The 20,450-nt window shown below is 73.3% G+C and carries 20 protein-coding genes; 11 read left to right on the forward strand and 9 right to left on the reverse strand.

Going from position 1 to position 20,450, the window contains the following annotated elements; all coding sequences use genetic code 11:
* Positions 1-789 (forward strand): adenylosuccinate synthetase (locus ACPCK6_RS04635; protein WP_423480423.1); only part of this gene is annotated, 789 nt, incomplete at its 5' end.
* Between the two features lie 24 nt (positions 790-813).
* Positions 814-1,428, forward strand: a complete 615-nt coding sequence (locus ACPCK6_RS04640) for a DedA family protein (protein ID WP_423480424.1) — start codon at positions 814-816, stop codon at positions 1,426-1,428.
* A gap of 9 nt (positions 1,429-1,437) precedes the next feature.
* Here the strand turns inward: ACPCK6_RS04640 and ACPCK6_RS04645 are convergent, their stop codons facing one another.
* Together ACPCK6_RS04645 and ACPCK6_RS04650 are read right to left on the reverse strand one after the other, a co-directional pair.
* Entirely contained in the window at positions 1,438-2,082 is a 645-nt protein-coding gene (locus tag ACPCK6_RS04645; RefSeq protein WP_423480425.1) for a response regulator, read from the reverse strand.
* A complete protein-coding gene (locus ACPCK6_RS04650; RefSeq protein WP_423480426.1) occupies positions 2,079-3,221 on the reverse strand; it encodes a sensor histidine kinase in 1,143 nt (380 codons plus the stop codon). The genes ACPCK6_RS04645 and ACPCK6_RS04650 overlap by 4 nt, the downstream gene beginning before the upstream one ends.
* Before the next feature lie 160 nt (positions 3,222-3,381).
* On the opposite strand from ACPCK6_RS04650, the gene ACPCK6_RS04655 reads away from it, so the two are divergent.
* On the forward strand, positions 3,382-4,059 hold the full coding sequence (locus ACPCK6_RS04655) for a DedA family protein (RefSeq protein WP_396883784.1): 678 nt from the start codon (positions 3,382-3,384) through the stop codon (positions 4,057-4,059).
* Here ACPCK6_RS04655 and ACPCK6_RS04660 read toward each other — a convergent pair.
* Positions 4,034-4,672, reverse strand: a complete 639-nt coding sequence (locus tag ACPCK6_RS04660) for a TetR/AcrR family transcriptional regulator (RefSeq protein WP_396883783.1) — start codon at positions 4,670-4,672, stop codon at positions 4,034-4,036. The two genes, ACPCK6_RS04655 and ACPCK6_RS04660, sit on opposite strands and share 26 nt — an antisense overlap.
* Positions 4,673-4,750: 78 nt before the next feature.
* Here ACPCK6_RS04660 and ACPCK6_RS04665 point away from each other — a divergent pair, with 78 nt between their 5' ends.
* The 4 genes from ACPCK6_RS04665 to ACPCK6_RS04680 all read left to right on the forward strand — a co-directional run bounded on the left by ACPCK6_RS04665 (position 4,751) and on the right by ACPCK6_RS04680 (position 9,728).
* Entirely contained in the window at positions 4,751-5,203 is a 453-nt protein-coding gene (locus ACPCK6_RS04665) for an SCP2 sterol-binding domain-containing protein (RefSeq protein ID WP_194800159.1), read from the forward strand.
* Position 5,204: 1 nt separating this feature from the next.
* Positions 5,205-6,419, forward strand: coding sequence for an acyl-CoA dehydrogenase family protein (locus ACPCK6_RS04670; protein ID WP_423480427.1), 1,215 nt, complete (start codon positions 5,205-5,207; stop codon positions 6,417-6,419).
* A gap of 167 nt (positions 6,420-6,586) precedes the next feature.
* Complete coding sequence (locus tag ACPCK6_RS04675; protein WP_423480428.1) at positions 6,587-8,152, forward strand: AMP-binding protein; 1,566 nt, start codon at positions 6,587-6,589, stop codon at positions 8,150-8,152.
* 76 nt (positions 8,153-8,228) lie between these two features.
* On the forward strand, positions 8,229-9,728 hold the full coding sequence (locus tag ACPCK6_RS04680; RefSeq protein ID WP_423480429.1) for a N,N-dimethylformamidase beta subunit family domain-containing protein: 1,500 nt from the start codon (positions 8,229-8,231) through the stop codon (positions 9,726-9,728).
* On the opposite strand, the gene purD is transcribed toward ACPCK6_RS04680, so the two are convergent.
* From purD to ACPCK6_RS04695, 3 genes are all read right to left on the reverse strand, one after another.
* A complete protein-coding gene (gene purD / locus ACPCK6_RS04685; RefSeq protein WP_423480430.1) occupies positions 9,712-10,959 on the reverse strand; it encodes a phosphoribosylamine--glycine ligase in 1,248 nt (415 codons plus the stop codon). The two genes, ACPCK6_RS04680 and purD, sit on opposite strands and share 17 nt — an antisense overlap.
* 90 nt (positions 10,960-11,049) lie before the next feature.
* On the reverse strand, positions 11,050-11,979 hold the full coding sequence (locus ACPCK6_RS04690) for a type IV toxin-antitoxin system AbiEi family antitoxin (protein ID WP_423480431.1): 930 nt from the start codon (positions 11,977-11,979) through the stop codon (positions 11,050-11,052).
* Positions 11,980-12,216: 237 nt separating this feature from the next.
* Positions 12,217-13,506 (reverse strand): adenylosuccinate synthase, encoded by a 1,290-nt coding sequence (locus ACPCK6_RS04695; RefSeq protein WP_013473426.1) that lies wholly within the window; start codon positions 13,504-13,506, stop codon positions 12,217-12,219.
* A 121-nt stretch (positions 13,507-13,627) separates the two neighbouring features.
* Between ACPCK6_RS04695 and ACPCK6_RS04700 the strand changes: the two genes are divergently transcribed.
* Both ACPCK6_RS04700 and ACPCK6_RS04705 read left to right on the forward strand, forming a co-directional pair.
* The gene (locus ACPCK6_RS04700; RefSeq protein ID WP_423480432.1) at positions 13,628-14,626 is read left to right on the forward strand and encodes a diacylglycerol kinase family protein; all 999 of its coding nucleotides are present in this window, start codon (positions 13,628-13,630) and stop codon (positions 14,624-14,626) included.
* 74 nt (positions 14,627-14,700) lie between these two features.
* Positions 14,701-16,482 carry a MinD/ParA family ATP-binding protein gene (locus tag ACPCK6_RS04705; RefSeq protein ID WP_423480433.1) on the forward strand — a complete coding sequence of 594 codons (1,782 nt, stop codon included), beginning with the start codon at positions 14,701-14,703 and terminating at the stop codon, positions 16,480-16,482.
* Positions 16,483-16,533: 51 nt separating this feature from the next.
* On the opposite strand, the gene ACPCK6_RS04710 is transcribed toward ACPCK6_RS04705, so the two are convergent.
* Positions 16,534-16,962: a DUF3151 domain-containing protein gene (locus ACPCK6_RS04710; protein WP_396881693.1), complete on the reverse strand. Its 429-nt coding sequence runs from the start codon at positions 16,960-16,962 to the stop codon at positions 16,534-16,536.
* A 262-nt stretch (positions 16,963-17,224) separates the two neighbouring features.
* Here ACPCK6_RS04710 and ACPCK6_RS04715 point away from each other — a divergent pair, with 262 nt between their 5' ends.
* Positions 17,225-18,436: an LOG family protein gene (locus ACPCK6_RS04715; protein WP_396881694.1), complete on the forward strand. Its 1,212-nt coding sequence runs from the start codon at positions 17,225-17,227 to the stop codon at positions 18,434-18,436.
* Between the two features lie 92 nt (positions 18,437-18,528).
* On the opposite strand, the gene fbaA is transcribed toward ACPCK6_RS04715, so the two are convergent.
* Both fbaA and ACPCK6_RS04725 read right to left on the reverse strand, forming a co-directional pair.
* Positions 18,529-19,551, reverse strand: coding sequence for a class II fructose-bisphosphate aldolase (fbaA, locus tag ACPCK6_RS04720; RefSeq protein ID WP_194800169.1), 1,023 nt, complete (start codon positions 19,549-19,551; stop codon positions 18,529-18,531).
* A 162-nt stretch (positions 19,552-19,713) separates the two neighbouring features.
* Positions 19,714-20,097, reverse strand: coding sequence for a phage holin family protein (locus ACPCK6_RS04725; RefSeq protein WP_135242722.1), 384 nt, complete (start codon positions 20,095-20,097; stop codon positions 19,714-19,716).
* Between the two features lie 138 nt (positions 20,098-20,235).
* Between ACPCK6_RS04725 and ACPCK6_RS04730 the strand changes: the two genes are divergently transcribed.
* Positions 20,236-20,445 (forward strand): hypothetical protein, encoded by a 210-nt coding sequence (locus ACPCK6_RS04730; protein WP_120572362.1) that lies wholly within the window; start codon positions 20,236-20,238, stop codon positions 20,443-20,445.
* Positions 20,446-20,450: the final 5 nt, after the last annotated feature.

The following is a 20,450-nucleotide window of genomic DNA, read 5'->3' on the forward strand; positions in this document are numbered from 1 at the left end:
CGCCGCCCGGCGGTGCTGCGCCGGCGGCTGACCGCGCTACGGGACCGGCTCACCGCCGAACTGGGCCCGCTCGACGCGCCGCCGGTGGAGGACTGCCTGCCCGCGTACGCGGCCTTCGCGCGCCGGGTCGCGATCGTCGACCGGACCTGGCTCGCGAGCGCGCTGCGCGAGGGCACCTGCGTGTTCGAGGGCGCCCAGGGGGTGCTGCTGGACGAGTGGCACGGCTTCCACCCGTACACGACGTGGAGCACCACGACGTTCGCCAACGCCGAGACGCTGCTCGCCGAGGCGGGCCTGGCCGGGACCGCGCAGCGGCTCGGCGTGCTGCGCACGACCACCACCCGGCACGGTCCGGGACCGCTGGTCACCGAGGACGCGGCGCTGCCGTTCGCCGACCGGCACAACGGGACGAACCCCTGGCAGGGCCGGTTCCGGTTCGGGCACTTCGACGCGGTCGCCCACCGGTACGCGCTGGAGGTCGCCGGTGGCGTCGACGGGCTGGCGCTCACCCACCTCGACCTGGCCCGGCCCGAGCTGCGGATCTGCCGCCGGTACGAGGGCGTGGACCGGCTCGTCCCCGGCCCGGCCGGTGACCTGGACCGGCAGGCGGCGCTCACCGAGCGGCTGCTGCGGGCCCGGCCGGTGCTGGACGAGGCGCCCGCCGACTGGCCGGCGGCGGTCTCGGAGGCGCTGGGCGCGCCGGTGGTGCTCACGTCGCACGGGCCGACGGCCGAGGAGAAGGAAGGGCCCCTTGTTAACGCCTTTTGTATGGGAAGGGCCCCTGCTTAACACCGCACCACCGAGCATGGGTGCATGGGGGACGCACTCGACCTGCTGCACCACACGGTGACGTCGCCGTGGGTGTACCTGGTGATCATCGCGGTCACCGCCGTCGACGCGTTCTTCCCGGCGGTCCCCGGCGAGACCGTGGTGATCACCGCCGGGGTCTTCGCGGCCGGCGGCGAACCGAACCTGATACTGGTGATCCTGACCGCCGCGTTCGGCGCGCTCGTCGGCGATCACATCTCGTACGCGATCGGGCGCGGCGGCGGCGCGCACCGGCTGGCCCGCTTCCCGGCGGACAGCAGGCGGCGGGCCGGCTCGGAGTGGGCCCGCCGGGCGGTCGACAGGCGCGGCGGGATGATCCTGACCACCGCCCGGTACGTCCCCGGCGGCCGCACCGCGGTCACGCTGACCATGGGCGCGGTCCGCTATCCCGCGCGCACGTTCCTGCTGTACGACGGCCTGGCGTGCCTCACCTGGGGGGTCTACTGCGGGCTGCTGGGTTACTTCGGTGGGCTGGCGTTCGAGCACAATCCGCTGTCCGGGCTGCTCGCGGGCGTCGCCATCTCGCTGGCCGTCACCGGCCTGTTCGAGGCGGTCCGATGGGCGCGGCGGCGCGCCCGCGAGCGCGCCGCCGGCCGCTGACCGGAGCCGTCACTCCAGCAGGTCGGCGTCGTGTACGAGGATGGCGAGCTGCACCCGGTTGGCCACGCCGAGCTTGGCCAGCGCGCGGCTGACGTGCGTCTTCACTGTCGCCTCACTGGCACCCACCCGGCGGCCCACCTCGGCGTTCCCGTCACCCCGGGCCACCTCGCGCACGACCGCCGCCTCCCGCTCGGTCAGCCGGGACAGCCGCTGCCGGGCCGCCTCCCGTCGCGCCGGACCACGCTCGGCGAAGGAGCGGATCAGCCGCCGGGTCACTGTCGGCGCGAGCATGGCGTTCCCGGCCGCGACGGTCCGTACGGCGGCGGCGAGTTCCCGGGGCGGGGTGTCCTTGAGGAGGAAGCCGACCGCGCCGGCCCGGAGCGCCTCGTGCACGTACTCGTCCAGGTCGAAGGTGGTCAGCATGACCACCTTCGGTCCGGCGGCCACGATTCCGGGGGCGGCGGCCAGCCCGTCGACGCCGGGCATGCGAACGTCCAGCAGCACCACGTCGGGGCGTAGCCGGACAGCGGCGGCCAGCGCCTCGGTACCGTCGGCGGCCTCGCCGACCACGGCGATGTCCGGCGCGGCCTCCAGGATGAGCCGGAGCCCGGCGCGGATGAGCTGCTCGTCGTCCACGATCACGACCCGGATCACGTCGCCTCCCCGACCGGCACCAACGCGCGCAGCAGGAATCCCCCGTCCGGGGTCGGACCGGCCGCGAGCCTCCCGCCGGTCAGCTCCACCCGTTCCCGCAGGCCCACCAGACCGAGACCGGCGCCGGGCAGGACCGGACCGGCGCCGTCGGACCTGTCGTTACGGACGGCGACCTCGATCCCGTCGGGCAGGTGACGCACGCGGACGCCGACCGCGGCGCCCGGCGCGTGCTTGCGCGCGTTCGTCAGCCCTTCCTGCACCACCCGGTACGCGGTCCGGGCCACCGCGTCCGACACCGGCCCGGGCGTCCCATCGTCCACGCGGTCGACCCGCAGGCCGGCGGCGCGCGACTCACTGATCAACTCGTCGATCCCGTCCCAGCCGGCGACCGGCAGCGGCGGCTCCTGCCGGAGTACGCCGAGCACCTCCCGCAGGTCGGTCAGGGCGGCCCGGCCGGTGGACCGGATCACCGCGGCCGCCTCGGCCGTGGCCGGATCGGCGGTGGTCACCTCCAGCGCACCCGCGTGCACCACCATGAGCGAGACCCGGTGCGCCACGACGTCGTGCATCTCCCGCGCGATCCGGGCCCGCTCCTGCGCACGCACCCGCTCGGCGTGTGCCTTCCGCTCGCGCTCCAGCCGCTCGGCGCGGTCCCGCAACGCGGTCAGGGCGTCCCGCCGGGCCCCGATCCAGAGCCCGACGAGCGCCGGTGCGATCACCAGCCAGGCGTAGGACATCATCGCGTTGCCCGGGCCGGCGACGAGAAGGCGGCGCTGGCCGCCCAGCGCGTTGCCGACCGCCATGCCCGCGAGCATGACGGGGAACGTCCCGATCAGGTACGCGGCGAGCTGCCGGCCCCGCAGGCCGGTGCCGGCTCGCCAGGAGGCGAGCACGACGGGCGCCCAGGCGACCAGCACCAGCCAGCAGGCGGCTGCGGCGGCGGGCAGCACCCAGCGCCGGGCGCTGAGCACCGAGGCGCCGGTGGCCAGGGCGATCAGGACGATCACCACCGGCGGCAGCGGCGAACGGGCGCCGAGCCCGCCGGTGGCCGAGGCCCAGGTGGCGACGGCCACCGTCAGTGCCAACAGCACCGGAGAATACGGCGCGACCCGCCGTACGGCACCGGGCCAGGTGGTCATCGGGCGAGCCTAGGCCGGATCGGCCCGCGCCGGGGACGGGCTCGGGGAGGGTTGGGTGGCCACCCCGAGACGCTCTCCGGGTAGGGCACGACGAAAGTGGACCCCCACGGCCGACCGACGGCAGATTCCCCGGTACGCCGGCCGGACCAGCATCGACGCCATGGATGCCGCTCTCGAACTGCTCCACGACACGATCTCTTCGCCGTGGGTCTATCTGGCGCTGTTCGCCATCGCCGTGGTGGACGGGTTCTTCCCCGTCGTACCGAGCGAGACGGCGGTCATCACGGCGGGCGTCTTCGCGGCCACCGGCCAGCCGGACCTGCCGCTGGTGATCAGCGTGGCCGCGCTCGGCGCGCTGGTCGGCGACCACGTCTCCTACGCGATCGGCCGGCACGGCGGCGCACGGCTGCTGGACCGGCTGCCACGGGAGAGCCGTCGGCGGGCCGCGGTGGACCGGGCCCGGCGCGGGATCGCGGTGCGCGGCGGACTCGTCCTCACCGTCGCCCGGTACGTGCCGGGCGGCCGGACCGCGGTCACCCTCACCATGGGTGCGACCCGCTTTCCCCGACGGCGGTTCCTCGCCTTCGACGCGCTCGCCGCCGCCACCTGGGGCACCTACTCGGCGTCGGTGGGCTATCTCGGTGGGCTGGCCTTCGAGCGGGATCCGGTCCGTGGCCTGCTGTTCGGGCTGGGGCTCGCGCTCACCGTGACGCTGGTGGTGGAGGTGGTGCGCTGGGCCCGGGGGCGCCGCGCGCCGCAGGTGTTAAGGAGGGACCCTTGCTCTACCGGAGACGTTAAGAAGGGGCCCTTCCTTACGCCGCCGGCGGATGCCAGGTGACGCCGCGCAGGAGCTGGTCGGCGCCGAGCCAGGCCACGTTCATCATCCGCGTCGCCGTCTTCCCGGCGTCCGCCTCCGGGTGGTCGGCCAGCCAGTCGGCGAGCGACTCGCTGGCCCCGACCAGCGCGTACGCGACCACCTCCAGGTCGGTGGCGCCGATCTCGCGGCCGGAGGCGCGTAGCGCGTGGTCGAGCATCCCGGCGACCACCTCGACCAGCCGGCCCCGCATGGCGGCGAGTTCGGCGGCGAACGGCTGGGAGCCGCGGGCCTGCCGGTAGAGCACCGCCCAGCCGTCGCGGTGTGCGCCGACGAAGCCGAAGAAGGCGCGCAGCCCGCGCCAGAGCCGCTCGTCGGCGGGCAGGTCGGGGGCGGCGGCGCCGGCGATCGCCTCCATCATCCGGGTGCTCTCCCGGTGCAGGCAGGCGATGAAGAGTTCCTCCTTGGTGCCGAGGTAGGCGTACACCATCGGCTTGGAGATGCCGGCGTCGTCGGCGATCTCGTCCATGCTGGCGGCGTGGAAGCCGCGGCGGGAGAACACCTTCACCGCCGCGTCGAGCATCTGCTGCTCGCGTACGGCGCGTGGGAGGCGCTTGAAGGTCGGCGTGCTGGACACCCTTGCGAGCATACCTACCCGTGCGTAAGGTTACGCCAGAGTAACCAAAGTGGCCCCGCCCGAGAGGTGCAATCCCCCATGACTGACTTCGACCCGGCCAACTTCGCGAACGTCGGCCCGAAGGAGTTCGCGCAGCTGGTCAAGTCCACGCCGGACGCCAAGATCGCCGAGATCATGTCCGGTGACGCGCGCGGCAAGATCCTCAGCGAGGTCTTCAACCGGATGCCCACGCTGTTCCGCGCCGACCGCGCCGGTGCCACGAACGCGGTCATCCACTGGAACATCACCGGCCGTCCGGACGGTGGCACCGACACCTACGAGATCGTCATCGAGAACGGCACCTGCACCGTCTCGGAGACCGCGACCCGCGACCCGAAGCTGAGCCTCACCATGGGCCCGGTCGAGTTCCTGAAGATCGTCTCCGGTGGCGCCAACCCGGTGATGATGTTCATGACCGGCAAGCTGAAGGCCAAGGGCGACCTGGGCCTGGCCGCCAACATCGCCAACCTGTTCGACATCCCCAAGGCCTGACATGGCCGAGTTCTCGCTCGACCTGAACGAGGAACAGCGGGACCTTCGCGACTGGGTGCACGGCTTCGCCGCCGAAGTCGTGCGCCCGGCCGCGGCCGAGTGGGACGCCCGGGAGGAGACCCCCTGGCCGATCATCCAGGAGGCCGCGAAGGTCGGCCTGTACGGGTTCGAGTTCCTCGCCACCTGCTGGGCCGACCCCACCGGCCTCTCCCTGCCGATCGCCAGCGAGGAACTCTTCTGGGGTGACGCCGGCATCGGCCTGAGCATCTTCGGCACCTCCCTCGCGGTCGCTGCGATCTACGGCGCCGGCAGCCCCGAGCAGCTCGTCGAGTGGGTGCCGCAGTGCTTCGGCGACGTCGACTCCCCGGCCGTGGCCGCGTTCTGCACGAGCGAGCCGGAGGCCGGGTCCGACGTCGGCTCGATGCGTACCCGCGCCGTCTACGACGAGGCCACCGACGAGTGGGTGCTCAACGGGCAGAAGGCGTACGCCACGAACGGCGGCATCGCCGGGGTGCACGTCGTGACCGCCTCGATCGAGCCGGAGCTGGGCTCGCGCGGCCAGGCTGCGTTCGTCGTACCCCCAGGCACTCCCGGTCTGACCGCCACCCGCAAGCTGCGCAAGCTAGGGCTGCGCGCCTCGCACACCGCGGACGTCTTCCTCGACGACGTCCGGGTGCCGGGCCGCTGCCTGCTCGGCGGCAAGGACGCGCTCGACGAGCGTCTGGCCCGTGCCCGGTCCGGGCAGCGCGCCTCCGGTCAGGCGGCGATGCGGACGTTCGAGCTGTCCCGCCCGACAGTCGGCGCGCAGGCGCTCGGCGTGGCCCGCGCCGCCTACGAGTACGCCCTGGACTACGCCAAGGAGCGGGTCCAGTTCGGACGTCCGATCATCGCCAACCAGGCGGTCGCGTTCGCGCTCGCCGACATGAAGATGGAGATCGACGCGGCCCGGCTGCTGGTCTGGCGCGCCTCCTGGATGGGCCGTAACAACCGGCCGTTCACCGCCGGTGAGGGCTCGATGTCCAAGCTCAAGGCCGGTGAGGTGGCCGTCTCGGTGACCGACAAGGCGGTCCAGCTCCTCGGCGGCGCCGGCTTCCTGCGCGACCACCCGGTGGAGCGGTGGTACCGCGACGCCAAGATCTACACCATCTTCGAGGGCACCTCCGAGATCCAGCGGCTGGTCATCTCCCGCGCCATCTCCGGGATGCAGATCCGCTGAGCGCCGGCGGGCCGCGACCCGGCCCGTGACGGCAGGGAACGTCGTCGCGGGCCGGGCCGCCGCTCCCGGGCCGACCCGAACCGCGATCGGGCACAAGATCACGCCGAACCGGACGGCCGACCGTCCGGAGCCTGGTCGACGAACCACGAACGCGAAGGAGTTGCGCCGTGGACCTGCCGTTCATCGCCGCCACGCTGACCCGACGTGGACTGCTCGCCCCGGGCGGACCGATCCGCGTGGTCTCCCAGCTCAACGCGCTGCGCCGGTGGGGCTGGAGCCTCGCCGGTGAGCTGCGCCAGGCCGCCGCCCGCGACCCCGGCCGCGTCGCCGTGGTCGACGAGCAGGGCGCCACCATGACGTACCAGGAACTGCTCGACCGCTCCGAGCGGCTGGCCCGGTCGCTGCGCTCCCACCTCGGCGTGCAGACCGGCGACCGGGTGGGGGTGCTCTGCCGCAACCACCACGGCCTGATCGAGGCGATAGTCGCAACGATGCTGCTCGGCGCGGACGCCGTCCTGGTCAACACCGGCCTGTCCGCCGCGCAACTGGTGACTGTGGCCGAGGAACAGGGCCTGCGCGTCCTGGTGCACGACGGCGAGTTCACCGAACGCGTCCTCGGCCTCCCGGCCGAGCTGCACCGGGTCGACGAGCGGGGGCAGGAGGAGCTGATCGCCGCCGCCGTGCCCGGGGAGAAGCTCCAGCCGCCGGAGCGCGACGGCCGCACCATAGTGCTGACCTCCGGCACCACCGGCGCGCCCAAGGGTGCCCGCCGGCCCACCCCGCACGGCTTCGGCCCGCTGGTGTCGATCATCGACAGAATTCCGCTGCACGCGAAGAACACCGTGATGATCGCCGCGCCGATCTTCCACACCTGGGGGTACGCCGCACTCCAGGTCTCGTTCGCGCTGCGCGCCACTGTCGTGCTGCACCGGCGCTTCGACCCGGCCGCCACGCTCGCCGCGCTCGTCGACCAGCGGTGCGACGCGATGTTCGCCGTACCGGTGATGCTGCAACGACTGATGGAGGTCGCGCCGCCGCAGCCCCGGCCGCCGCTCAAGGTGGTGGCGGTCAGCGGATCCGCGCTCCCCGGCAACCTGGCCACCGCCTTCATGGACCGCTACGGCGACGTGCTCTACAACCTCTACGGCTCGACCGAGGTCTCCTGGGCCTCCATCGCCGGCCCGGCCGAACTGCGCGCCGCACCCACCACCGCGGGCCGGCCGCCGCACGGCACCCGGCTGGCCATCCTGGACGAGACCGGCCGGCCGGTCCGCGACGGCGAGGTCGGACGGATCTTCGTCGGCAACGAGATGCTGTTCGAGGGCTACACCTCGGGCACCGGCCGGGAGAGCCGCGACGGACTGCTCGACACCGGCGACCTGGGCCGGCTCAACGCCGACGGACTGCTCTTCGTCGACGGCCGGGCCGACGACATGATCGTCTCGGGTGGCGAGAACGTCTTCCCGTCCGAGGTGGAGGATCTGATCGCCCGGTTGCCGCAGGTCCGCGAGGTCGCGGTGATCGGCGTACCGGACCCCGACTACGGCCAGCGGCTGGCCGCGTTCCTCGCGCTGCGCCCCGGCGAGACGCTCGACCCGGAGGCGGTCCGCGAGTACGTCCGGCGCTACCTGGCCCGCTTCTCCGTGCCCCGCGACGTGGTGTTCGTGAAGTACCTGCCGCGCAACGCCACCGGCAAGGTGCTCACCCGGGAGCTGCGCCGCTACTTCGATTGATCAACATCGGTCGGACAGCCCTGGCCACCCGGTGCTACCTTCTCTCCCGATCGAACGGGGAACGGGGAGCACCACAATGGACCGGTTTCGGCGGCGTACCGCGCTCGGCCTCCTCGTCGGCGGCGCGTCCGCCGCCGCGCTCGGCTCGTTCGACCCGGTCCACGGACGGCCCGACGACCCACCCACCCGGTGGCCGGTTCCGCCCGTCGAGCGGGAGAACCGCGCCGCCGGTGAGGCGTGGTGGCCCGAACGCGGCGGCCGGGCCGCCGACGACCGGCGGCGTCAGATCCAGGGGTACGCCTCGACGACGAGCGTCGCCCCCGGCGAGGTGATCGATTTCCACGTCGCCGTCAACCCGGGCGGCCGGTTCCGGATCAGCGTGCACCGCATCGGCTGGTACGACGGCGCGGGCGCCCGCACGATGCTGACCAGCCCCGCACTGAGAGGCGAGCCGCAGCCGGTGCCGGTCGCCGACCCGGACACCGGCGTGCTCGACTGCCGGTGGCCGGTGTCGTGGCGCCTGCCCGTCCCGCACGGCTGGACCTCCGGCCTCTACCAGGCGGTCTTCACCTCGGCCGGCGGCTGGCGGGCGTGCACGCCGTTCGTGGTGCGCGACGACAGGCGCCCGGCCGCGCTCTGCGTGGTGCTGCCGGTGACCACCTGGCAGGCGTACAACCAGTGGCCGCGCGACCGGCGCGTCGGCAAGAGCCTCTACAACGGCTACCGGCCCGACGGGCGGCGCGACCCGGCGCTGCGGGCACGCGCTGTCTCGTTCGACCGCCCGTACGCCGACGCGGGCCTGCCCACCCACTTCGACCGCGACGAGGCAGCGGTCCGGTGGCTGGAACGCAACCTCTACGACGTCAGCTACGCCACCAGCTTCGACCTGCACTCCGGGCGACTCGACCCGGCCCGGTACCGGGGCCTGGTGTTCTGCGGGCACGACGAGTACTGGTCGGCCGAGATGCGCCGCGCCACCGAGGTCGGCCTGGACGGGGGCACCAGCCTCGCGTTCCTCGGCGCGAACAGCGTCTACTGGCACGTCCGCGTACGCCCCGCCGCCGGCGGCCGCCCCGAACGGATCGTGGAGTGCGCCAAGACGCTCCCCGACCCGGGCGCCGGCACCGGCGACCCGACGCTGACGTGGCGCGACCTCGACCGGCCGGAACAGGCGCTGCTCGGCGTGCAGTACAACGGCATCGTGCTGACCCCGCAGCCGCTCGTGGTGCGCGGTGCCGACAGCTGGGTGTGGTCCGGCACCGGCGTCGCCGACGGTGACCGCATCCCGGGCGTGGTGGCGGGCGAGGCGGACGGGCTGCACGCGGCCCTCGCCCGGCCCGCCGGGACCACGCTCAGCGCGTCGCCGTACCCGGCGCAGCAGGGCGGCCGACGGCTCCAGAGCAGCCACGTCTACGAGACGGCACGCGGCGCCGTGGTGTTCGCCAGCGGCACGCTCGGCTGGACGCTGGCGCTGGACCGGCAGGGGCACCGCGACCCGCGCATCGAGCGGGCCACGGCGAACGTGCTCAACCGGATGGCCGGCCGCCGGCGCGGGACGCTCAGCCCGGGATCGTGATCCGGCCGTCCACCGCCGCCGCCGCGATGTCGGTGCGGTAGTGGGAACCGGCCAGCTCCACGTCGCGTACCAATTCGTAGGCGGCGTCGCGCGCGGCGGCCAGGTCCGGCCCGGTCGCCGTACCGCAGAGGACCCGGCCGCCGGCGGACCGCAACGTGCCGTCGGCGTCCCGGCGGGTGCCGGCGTGGATGATCCCGGCGCGGTCCGCGCCGGTGATCACATCACCGGTACGCGGGCCCGCCGGATAGCCGTCGGCCGCCACCACTACCGTCACAGCGGCGCCGTCGCGCCACCGCAGCGGCGGGTGCGCGCCCAGCGTGCCGGTGGCGGCGGCGTGCAGCAGCCCACCCAGCGGCGTCTCCAGCAGGGCGAGCACGACCTGCGTCTCCGGGTCGCCGAAGCGCGCGTTGAACTCGATGACACGCGGGCCGGACGGGGTGATCGCCAGGCCCACGTAGAGCAGGCCGGCGAACGGTGTGCCCCGGCGGCGCAGCTCCGCCAGCGTCGGGTGCACCACGTCGCGCATCACGTCGTCGACCAGGTTCGGCGGGGTCCACGGCAGCGGCGTGTACGCGCCCATGCCGCCGGTGTTCGGCCCGGTGTCGCCGTCGCCGACCCGCTTGAAGTCCTGCGCCGGCAGCAGCGGCACCGCCGCCTCGCCGTCGGTCACCACGAACAGGGAGACCTCGGGACCGGACAGGTACTCCTCGATCACCACCCGGCCGCACTCCGCCGCGTGCCGCTCGGCGGCCGCCCGGTCGTCGGTGACCACCACGCCCTTGCCGGCGGCGAGCCCGTCGTCCTTCACCACGTACGGCGCGCCGAACTCGTCCAGCGCGTGCGCCACCGCCGCCGCGTCCTCGCAGGTGTACGCGCGGGCGGTCGGCACACCGGCAGCGGTCATCACGTCCTTCGCGAACGTCTTCGAGCCCTCCAGCCGGGCCGCCTCCGCGCTCGGGCCGAACACCGCGATGCCCTTGGCGCGTACCGCGTCGGCGACGCCCGCCACCAGCGGCGCCTCCGGCCCGATGACCACCAGGTCGGCCGCGACCTCGACGGCGAGGGCCGCCACCGCCGCCGGGTCGGTGGGTGTCACCTCCCGCAGCTCGGCCACCGCGGCGATCCCCGGATTCCCCGGAGCCGCGACGAGCGCCTCGACAGCCGGATCCCCGGCGAGTCCGAGCGCGAGAGCGTGCTCCCGCCCACCACCACCCACAAGAAGTACGCGCACGACCGGCATCCTACTGACCGCCCCACCCCACCCCGTCGATCATGAAGTTGACGGCAGGATGTGAGATCGACATCGCCGTCAACTTCATGGTCAGCGCCGGATCCTTGCGGCCAGCGCCGCACGGACGACCTGGGGGATGTAGTCGGGGCGGAGGGTGTCGGGCCAGGTGAACCTGAGGACGGTCCAGCCGGCGTTGGTCAGGCGGTTCTGCCGCTGCCGGTCGTCGAAGAGGGCATCGGGCGTGGAGTGCGGACCACTCCCGTCCGCCTCGGCGATCACCCGGGCGGCCCGCCAGCCCATGTCGCCGACGCCGAGCAGATAACCGTCGGCGTCGCGTACCTCGATCTGGAGGGCGTCCGGCGGGACGCCGCCGTCGACGCACCGCAGCCGGGTACGCGTCTCCAGCGGCGACTGGGCGGCTCCGTTCGCCTCGGCCAGGTGGCGACGTGCGTGCACCACGCCCCGCCGCCCCGCGATCAGGGCGGGGATGGCACCGAACTCCTCCTCGGTGATCCTCCCCTGGTTGAGCGCCGAGTCGAGCAGAGCCACCGCGACGTAGCGACGCACCCGGAGGACGAGGCCCGCGAGCGTGTGCGTGGGAGCCGTCACCGGAATGCCGTCGACGGTCGTCAGCGCCTGCTCGGGATGCTCGAACTGGTGCAGCGTCACGGCAGGATCCCTGACGCGGGACGGCCGGGCCGCGCGCCCCGGGACCGCGACGTGAATCGCGCCCGTTCTCGGCAGCCCCGCGATCCCGTACAGCTCGGCAGCGGTGCCGAGGACGGCGTGCGCCTGCGGGCCCAGCGACAGGACCGCCGCCCGGATCTGACGACGCCGTTCCACGCCGTCGGATCCGGTGCGCTCGACGGCGTAGGTCGCGCGAGCCAGCCGCCGCCACCGACGCGAGGTGACGAGGTTGTCGATCTCGTGCCGGCTGTAGCCGGCCCGGAGCGCCTGCGCACGGGTGACGACGCCACCCTGGTCACTCGCGATCTGCCGGATCACCCAAGCCCGTTCCACCCACCGAGCGTCCCCGCGCACCCCACCCCCACGGGGCCCCTGTGGACAACCCACCCCACCCTGTGGATAACCCTCGCCCTCGCCCCGTCGATCATGAAGTTAGCGGCGATGTGGATCTACAAAACGGCCGCTAACTTCATGATCAACGGGGTGGTCTGGGGTGGTCTGGGGTGGGGCCGGGAGGGCGGGGTGGGTGGGTGGGTGGGTGGGTGGGTGGGTGGGTGGGTGGGGGTGGGGTTAGGGGAGGAGGGGGTGGCGGAGGACGTTCTCCTCTCGGCCTGGGCCTACGCCCACCACGCTCACCCGGGTGCCGGTCAGCTCCTCGATCCGCGCGATGTAGCGTCTCGCGTTCTCCGGGAGCTCGTCCTCGGTGCGCGCCTTGGTGATGTCCTCCCACCAGCCGTCGAGCTCTTCGTAGATCGGCGTGGCGTGGTGGAAGTCGGTCTGCGTCATCGGCATGTCGTCGAAACGCTCGCCGTTGATCTCGTACCCGACGCAGATCGGCACCTTGGCCAGGCCGGTCAGCACGTCCAGCTTCGTGACCACCAGGTCGGTGACGCCGTTGAGGCGGCACGCGTACCGGGCCACCACGGCGTCGAACCAGCCGCAGCGACGTTCCCGGCCGGTGGTGGTGCCGTACTCGTGGCCGACCTTGCGCAGGTGCTGCCCGTTGTCGTCGAACAGTTCGGTCGGGAACGGGCCGGAGCCCACCCGCGTCGTGTACGCCTTGCTCACCGCGATGACCTTGGTGATCGCGGTCGGCGGGATGCCCGCGCCCACGCACGCCCCGCCGGCCGTCGGGTTCGACGACGTGACGAACGGGTAGGTGCCGTGGTCCATGTCGAGCATGGTGGCCTGGGCGCCCTCCAGCAGCACGGTCTCGCCGCGGTCGAGCGCGTCCCAGAGCATCACCCGGGTCTCGGCGATGTACGGGCGCAGCCGCTCGGCGTACTGGAGGTACTCCTCGACGGTCTCCTCGACGTCGATCGCCTTGCGGTTGTAGACCTTGAACAGGAGCTGGTTCTTCTCGCGCAGCGCGAGTTCCAGCTTCTTGCGCAGGATGCCCGGGTCGAGCAGGTCCTGGAGCCGGATGCCCATCCGGGCGACCTTGTCGCCGTACGCGGGACCGATGCCCCGGCCGGTGGTGCCGATGCGGGAACTGCCCAGGTAGCGCTCGACCACCCGGTCCAGCGCCCGGTGGTGCGGCATGATCAGGTGCGCGTCACCGGAGATGCGCAGGCGGGACACGTCCACGCCGCGCTCGGCGAGCCCGTCGATCTCCTGCAGCAGCACCTTCGGGTCGACCACCACACCGTTGCCGATCACGATCATCGCGCTCGGTGACAGCGCCCCGGACGGCATGAGGTGCAGCGCGTACTTCTGGCCGTCCGGCGTGATCACCGTGTGGCCCGCGTTGTTGCCGCCGGAGTAGCGCACGACGTAGTCGACCCGCTCACCCAGCAGGTCGGTAACCTTGCCCTTGCCCTCGTCGCCCCACTGGGCGCCGAGCAGCACGATCGCTGGCATCTTCTCGCCTCCAGAAGGCTCGGGTGCCAGGTGGCGACCGGTCAGCGAGCCCGGGGTGTCAGGCTAACAAGTAGTGACGGCGGGACCAGCAGGGGTTGGTCGAGAAGCAGGAGGCTCCTTCGTGTACGACGTGGTGCTGCTCACCCTCGGCTCGGACCGGGACGCTCCCGGTGGTGGCTGCGGCAGCGGCGGCGCCTGCTGCGGCGGCGCGGACGACACCGCCGCCGAGACCGGCGAGGAGCGCTGCGAGACGCCGCGCGTACCGGTGCTGGCCTGTGCGGACGAGCTGACCGCCAGGGGCGCCCGGGTGACCACGGTGACCGCCCGGTCGGACTCCGAGATCGACGAGGTGCTGGCCCGCCTCGACGGCCCGCCGCGCGCCGACGGCCTCACCTGGCCGGACTCCGACGGCAAGACCCGGCTCATCGTCGCCACGGCGAGTGACGGTCAGTTGCGCGCCGTCCTGCGCCGGCTGGTGCGCCGGTACGCTCCGCCGCCGAGCCGTCGCCCCGCGGACCTCGCCGACGACCGTACGGTGCCCGACCTGCCCCCGGTCGGCGTACTGCCGCTCGATCCGGCCCGGTCCGGGACGGCGCGGGACCTGGCCGCGCAGCTCGGGCTGCCCCGGGATCCGGCGGGTGTGGCCGCCGCGGTGCTGGACGGCACCGCCCGGCGGCTCGACCTGCTGCGCAACGACGGCGGCTCGGTGACGCTGGACGGCGCGCTGCTCGGCGCCGCCGACGACGCCGGCCGCCCACTGCACTGGCGGGCCCGGGTCGAGGTCGACGGCACGGTGCTCAGCGACGGTTCGGAGCCGATCACCGCGTGCGCGATCGGCAACGCGGGCGGGTACGCGCGCCTCGGCGAGGTGGACCTGCTGGGCGGCCCGGATCCGGCCGACGGGCGGGTGACGGTGGGCGTCGCCGTACCAGTGGTGACCCGGTCGGCGTTGGGCCGGAAGAAGGTCCGGCTGGAGGTACGCCGGGCGCGGGGACGCGCGGTGGCGGTGGTGCCCCGCGACGAGAGGGTGCCCTTCCTCGACGACGGCGTCGAGGGCGAGCTGAGCCGCAAGCGCTCCTGGTGGACCGAGCCGGGCGCCTGGGCGGTCTGGACGGGCTGACCTCGGTCGATCCCCACCCGGCTCGCGGCGCTGGCCGGACCGCCTATCCTCGGCGGAAGGAATGGGGAGGAACCGTGGTGCACGAGAACGACGACCGGGCCCACGTACCGGGCCGGCCGCAGGTGCCGCAGCGGGACGTCGAGCCGCTGTGGCCGCCGGAGGAGACCGATGCGGCGGCGGCCACGATCCCGCCGTGGGCGTCGGTGCCCTGGCCACTCCCGCCCGCCGACGCTCCCACGCCGGTGGCGGCGGACGTCCCGGCGGCCACGCCCGCCCCCGGCACTGCCGCAACGGCGACCGCCGGCGAGGGCGCCGGGAACGGACGGGCCACCTCGCCGTGGGCACAGCCGCCGCAGCGGGCCGGATCGGACTCCGCCACCACGCCGGACCCGCTTCCCGTCGAGGCAGCAGCTCCGCCGTCCGAGGCGGCGGAGGCCGACGGCACCGCCTCCGGCCGGGCCACCGTGGCACCGCCCCCGCCACCTGACGCCCTCCCCGAGGACGGCACGGTGTCCGGCCGCGCCACCGTCACCCCGGCACCGCCCCCACCGTCCGACGCCCTCCCTGCCGACGGCATCGCCGCGGGCCGGGCCACCGTCGCCGGGACGCAGCCGTCACCGGCCTCCGGCACCGGACCGGCAGGGCCGGGCACGCCCGAGCAGACGCCCCGCCTCGGGCCGTTCCCACCGTCGCCGGGCGTGCCGGCGCAGCCCTCCCCGTACGGCAACGGCTACCCGCCGTCCGCGTACCAGCCGCAACCTGGTCAGCCCGGCTGGTACCCGCCGCCCGGCTGGACTCCGCAGGCCGGCGCACCGCAGCCGGGCGGCCCGACGCCGCCGCAGGCGCCGGTGTCCGGCCCGGTGGTGCCGCCACCGCCGCCTCAGCCCGGAGCGCCCCACCCGGAGCAGAGCTGGACACCGCAGCAGGCGGTACCCCCGACCGCCGAGGACTTCGCCCGCCGCCGCCAGGCCCGGCCGGTCGACCCGGTGGCCACCATGGGCGTACGCGCGGTGGTGAACAAGATCGGGCTGGTCCGGCTCGCGCCCGGGCGGCACGAGCAGGAGATGAAGCGCGACATCGAGATGGTCCGCCGCAACTTCGGTGGGCTGCGCCAGGTGACAGTGGTCAACCCGAAGGGCGGCGCCGGCAAGACGGTGGCGATCCTGCTGCTCGCCATGACGTTCGGCCAGAAGCGCGGCGGATACGTGCTGGCCTGGGACAACAACGAGACCCAGGGCACCCTCGGCATGCGGGCCCAGCAGGACTTCCACGCCCGTACAGTGCGGGACATGCTGCGCGACCTGGCCCAGTTCCAGGGGGCGCACGGCCGGGTGGGCGACCTGTCGCAGTACGTCCGCTCGCAGGGCGAGGGCATGTTCGACGTGCTCGCCTCGGACGAGTCGGCGACCGGCGGCGAGATGCTCACCGCCGCCGCGTTCGCGGAGATCCGCGAAGTGGTCAGCCGCTTCTACAAGCTGATCTTCGTGGACACCGGCAACAACGTCCGGGCGCAGAACTGGCAAGCCGCGATGGACGCCACCGACCAGCTCGTGGTGACCATGTCGGCCCGTAACGACTCGGCCGAGACCGCCGCCCGGATGCTCGACCACCTGGAGCAGAGCGGCCGGCAGCGGCTGGTCCGGCAGGCGGTGACAGTGGTCTCGATGCCGCCGTCCCGCAAGGAGATCGACCTGCCCGCGATCCAGGCCCACTTCGCGGCGCGGACCCGGGCGGTGCTGCTGGCACCGTACGAGCGGCTCATCGACACCGGCGAGCCGCTGCGGTACGGGCAGCTCTCCTCCGCCACCCGGGACGCCTGGCTGAAGATCGCCGCGTCGGTGGCGGAAGGGCTGTAGGACGGGCGCGACGGCCGGTGCCCGGATCGGGACCGGCCGTCGCGGCAGTGGTCAGTCGCCGGAGAGCGCGTCTCCGGCGGCCGGGTCGCAGTCGCGGAGGAACTGGGCGCACCGGGCCGCCTCGTCCGCCTCGCCGATCTCCCCCGCGGCGCGGGACAGCACGTAGAGGCAGCGGAGGAAGCCCCGATTGGGCTTGTGCGACCAGGGCACCGGGCCGTGGCCCTTCCAGCCGCTGCGGCGCAGCTGGTCCAGGCCCCGGTGGTAGCCGGTGCGGGCGTACGCGTACGCCGTCACGACCTGACCCGCGGCGAGCGAGCGGCCGGCCAGCGCGGCCCAGGCCGCACTGTAGGTCGGGAAGCGGGCCGCGACCTCGGCGTACGCCTCGTCGGTGCCCTGCTCGGCCGCCGCCGCCAGCGCGACGTCGGCCTCCTCGTGGACCGGGAGCAGGGTGGCCGGTGGCTCAGGCAACAGGTTCTGCATCGCCCCATTCAACCCGCTTCGCCCACGGGTACGCGAGGGGCCCCGCCCGGACGGTTGGCTGAACGGCTGAGGGTTTCGTCACGCCTGCGGCGGGAGCACACGTACCCGCGGCCCATGCCGCCGCCGTGGTTCTTGCACTACAAATACAGATCCGGAGCCTCCCCAGGACCCGGTTACGCAGGAGCCCGGCGGCGTGCCCGCCGGGCTCCTGTCGTTCCCCGTCCCGGTTTCGGCACTTGCCGCGCGGGGGCAGGATGGCCTGGTGCCGACCCCACCACCCGCGGACGTCATCGAGCCGCACGCGCCCCACGTCAACGAGATCGAGACCCGCACCGCGTTCGAGCAGCGGCTGGCCGGGGGAACCCTGGCCGGTCTGACCGTGCAGGGCCTGCGCCTCGACCTCGACCCGGTACCCGACCTGCGCGACGTCGACGTCACCGGCACGCTCTTCGTGGGCTGCCGTTTCGCCGGCCGCGAGGTGGGCGCGGACCTGGTCCGCCGGGGCGCCAACGTGGTCCCGCCGTTCTCCGGGCTGCCCTACCCGACCCAGCCGTCGCACCTCTACACCGCCGACGAGCTGGCCGCCGGGTTCGCCGAGGGCGGGTTCGCCGAGATGTACGACACCCGGGTGTACGCGCACTTCCGGGCGCACGGCGGCGCGCTGCCGGACGTACGCGAGGCGCTCGGGCAGCGACTGCACGACCACGGTGTGGACAACGCGCTGGCCGACGCCACCCGGTCGTGGCTGGCCGCGCACGGGCCGCAGTCGGTGGTGGGGGTGATGGGCGGGCACGCGGTGCCGCGCGGCAGCGTCGCGTACCGGATGGCCGCGGTGCTGGGCTGGGAGCTGGCGCGGGCCGACCGCCTGGTGGTCACCGGCGGCGGTCCGGGCGTGATGGAGGCGGCGAACCTCGGCGCGTTCCTCGCGGCCTGGCCGGCCGAGGAGCTGTCCGCCGCGATCGACGTGCTCGCCGTCGCGCCGGACTTCACCGACCACGACCGGTACACGGCGGCGGCGCTGGCGGTGCGCAAGCGGTACGCGGACGGCACGTCGCTGCCCTCGCCCCGCCCGTCGGCACCGGGCACCGAGTGGGCCCGGTCCGGCGGGCTGGCCATCCCCACCTGGCTGTACGGCCACGAGCCGGCGAACCTGTTCGCGGGCCGGATCGCGAAGTACTTCTCCAACGCCATCCGGGAGGACACCATCCTGCGGCTGGCCCGGGGCGGGATCGTGTTCGCGCCCGGCAAGGCCGGCACCGTGCAGGAGGTGTTCCAGGCGGCCACCAAGACGTTCTACGGCACCGACGGGGCGAGCGGGGCGTACGTCTTCCTGGACCGCACGTACTGGACCACGGAGCTGCCGGTGGAGTCGCTGCTGCGGCCGCTGTTCGCCGCGTCCCCGTTCGGCGACCTGTCGCACACGATCCACCTGACCGACGACGTGCACGAGGCCGTCCGGGTGCTGGTGCAGTGAAAGGAAGGGCCCCCTTTTAACGCCTCCGGTAGAGGAAGGGCCCCTTGTTAACGCCGAGCGTTAACAAGGGGCCCTTCCTTACACGCGGGGTGTCACTTCATGGTGGTGCCGGTGGAGCGCAGGTGCTCGCAGGCCTCGACCACGCGGGCGGCCATGCCGGCCTCGGCGGCCTTGCCCCAGACGCGCGGGTCGTACATCTTCTTGTTGCCGACCTCGCCGTCGACCTTCAGCACGCCGTCGTAGTTGCGGAACATGTGGTCCGCGACCGGGCGGGTGAAGGTGTACTGGGTGTCGGTGTCGATGTTCATCTTCACCACGCCGTAGTCCAGCGCCTCCCGGATCTCCGACAGCAGCGAGCCGGAGCCGCCGTGGAAGACCAGGCTGAGCGGCTTGTCCTTGCCGTACTTGGCGCCCACCGCCACCTGGATGTCGTGCAGCACCGAGGGGCGCAGCTTGACGTTGCCCGGCTTGTAGACGCCGTGCACGTTGCCGAAGGTCAGCGCCGCCATGTAGCGGCCCTTCTCGCCCAGGCCGAGCGCGTCGACCATGGCCAGGCCGTCCTCGACGGTGGTGTAGAGCTTGTCGTTGATGGCGTTCTCGACGCCATCCTCCTCGCCGCCGACGACGCCGACCTCGATCTCGAGGACGATCTTGCCCTTGGCGGCCTCGGCGAGGAGCTGCTCGGCGATCTCCAGGTTCTCCGCCACCGGCACGGCCGAGCCGTCCCACATGTGCGACTGGAACAGCGGCTCCTGGCCGTTCTTGACGCGCTCCTGCGAGATGGCCATCAGCGGACGGACGAACTTGTCCAGCTTGTCCTTCGGGCAGTGGTCGGTGTGCAGCGCGATGTTCACCGGGTACTTCTTGGCGACCTCGTGCGCGTACGCGGCGAACGCCGTCGCGCCGGTCACCATGTCCTTCACGGACGGGCCGGACAGGTACTCCGCGCCACCGGTGGAGACCTGGATGATGCCGTCGCTCTCCGCGTCGGCGAAGCCCTTGAGCGCCGCGTTCAGCGTCTGCGAGGAGGTCACGTTGATCGCGGGGTACGCGTACCGGCCGGCCTTGGCCCGGTCCAGCATCTCCGCGTAAGCCTCGGGGGAAGCGATGGGCATGTCGAACGCTCCTTACTAACCGCTCTCGGCCGTGCAGGCCGCTGTCTTCCATGGGCGCGACCGTTCCGGTCGCTCACGTCCACGGTTGCGCCGGACCGCGCTGTCCACCGCGGGCAGTATCCCGCAGGAGCGTGAGCGGGGCACAACCGGCCCGGACGCCGCTCACCGGTTCTCCAGCCGGTCCGGTACGACGACGCTGATCAGCCAGCTCACCACCGCGACCACGATGGCGCCCCAGAAGGCGGCCCAGAAGCCGTCCACGTGGAACGGGAGCTTCAGCACCCCGGCGATCCAGTCGGTCAGCAGGAACAGCAGCGCGTTCACCACGAGCGCGAACAGGCCGAGCGTGAGCAGGTAGAACACGCAGCCGAACACCTTGATGAGCGGCTTGAGCACCGCGTTCACGACACCGAAGACCAGTGCCACCACGATCAGGGTGAGCACGTTGCTGCCGGTGTTGCGGCCGCTCACCTCCACTCCGGGCACGATCAGGGTCGCGATCCACAACGCGACCGCGGTGATCGCCAGTCGGATCAGGAAGCCCATGCCTCCCATCCTGGCACCGGCCGCGCGCCGGGAGCGGGACAATCGCCGACTCCGCCGTTCCGCCCGCCGCCCAGCGAGGGCCCGGAGCAGCCCGTACGGTGGTGGGGACGATGCCCGCACGGAGAACAGGGAGGGACGATGGGTCAGCCCGACGAGGACTTCGCCCCCAGTGACCACCTCGCCCCGGAGGAGCGGGATCTGGAGGCCGAGCCGGCCGACGCGGTCGAGCAGGCCACCACGGTGACCGACGAGACGGACGGTGAGCCGCACCGGGGCATGGAGGTCGACGACTGGGACGCCATGGAGCAGGCCCGCGTCGTCACGGCCGACGAGGACGACTACCGCTGATCCGG

The sequence above is a fragment of the Micromonospora sp. AB353 genome, assembly GCF_049538395.1.
GTDB lineage: Bacteria > Actinomycetota > Actinomycetes > Mycobacteriales > Micromonosporaceae > Micromonospora > Micromonospora aurantiaca.

Bases quoted from the DNA above. Each gene is read 5' to 3' on its own strand.
- ACPCK6_RS04640 (WP_423480424.1), top strand. From the start codon at position 814: ATGGGGGACGCACTCGACCTGCTGCACCACACGGTGACGTCGCCGTGG.
- ACPCK6_RS04650 (WP_423480426.1), bottom strand. From the start codon at position 3,221: ATGACCACCTGGCCCGGTGCCGTACGGCGGGTCGCGCCGTATTCTCCG.
- ACPCK6_RS04655 (WP_396883784.1), top strand. From the start codon at position 3,382: ATGGATGCCGCTCTCGAACTGCTCCACGACACGATCTCTTCGCCGTGG.
- ACPCK6_RS04665 (WP_194800159.1), top strand. From the start codon at position 4,751: ATGACTGACTTCGACCCGGCCAACTTCGCGAACGTCGGCCCGAAGGAG.
- ACPCK6_RS04670 (WP_423480427.1), top strand. From the start codon at position 5,205: ATGGCCGAGTTCTCGCTCGACCTGAACGAGGAACAGCGGGACCTTCGC.
- ACPCK6_RS04680 (WP_423480429.1), top strand. From the start codon at position 8,229: ATGGACCGGTTTCGGCGGCGTACCGCGCTCGGCCTCCTCGTCGGCGGC.
- ACPCK6_RS04695 (WP_013473426.1), bottom strand. From the start codon at position 13,506: ATGCCAGCGATCGTGCTGCTCGGCGCCCAGTGGGGCGACGAGGGCAAG.
- ACPCK6_RS04710 (WP_396881693.1), bottom strand. From the start codon at position 16,962: ATGCAGAACCTGTTGCCTGAGCCACCGGCCACCCTGCTCCCGGTCCAC.
- fbaA (WP_194800169.1), bottom strand. From the start codon at position 19,551: ATGCCCATCGCTTCCCCCGAGGCTTACGCGGAGATGCTGGACCGGGCC.
- ACPCK6_RS04725 (WP_135242722.1), bottom strand. From the start codon at position 20,097: ATGGGCTTCCTGATCCGACTGGCGATCACCGCGGTCGCGTTGTGGATC.
- ACPCK6_RS04730 (WP_120572362.1), top strand. From the start codon at position 20,236: ATGGGTCAGCCCGACGAGGACTTCGCCCCCAGTGACCACCTCGCCCCG.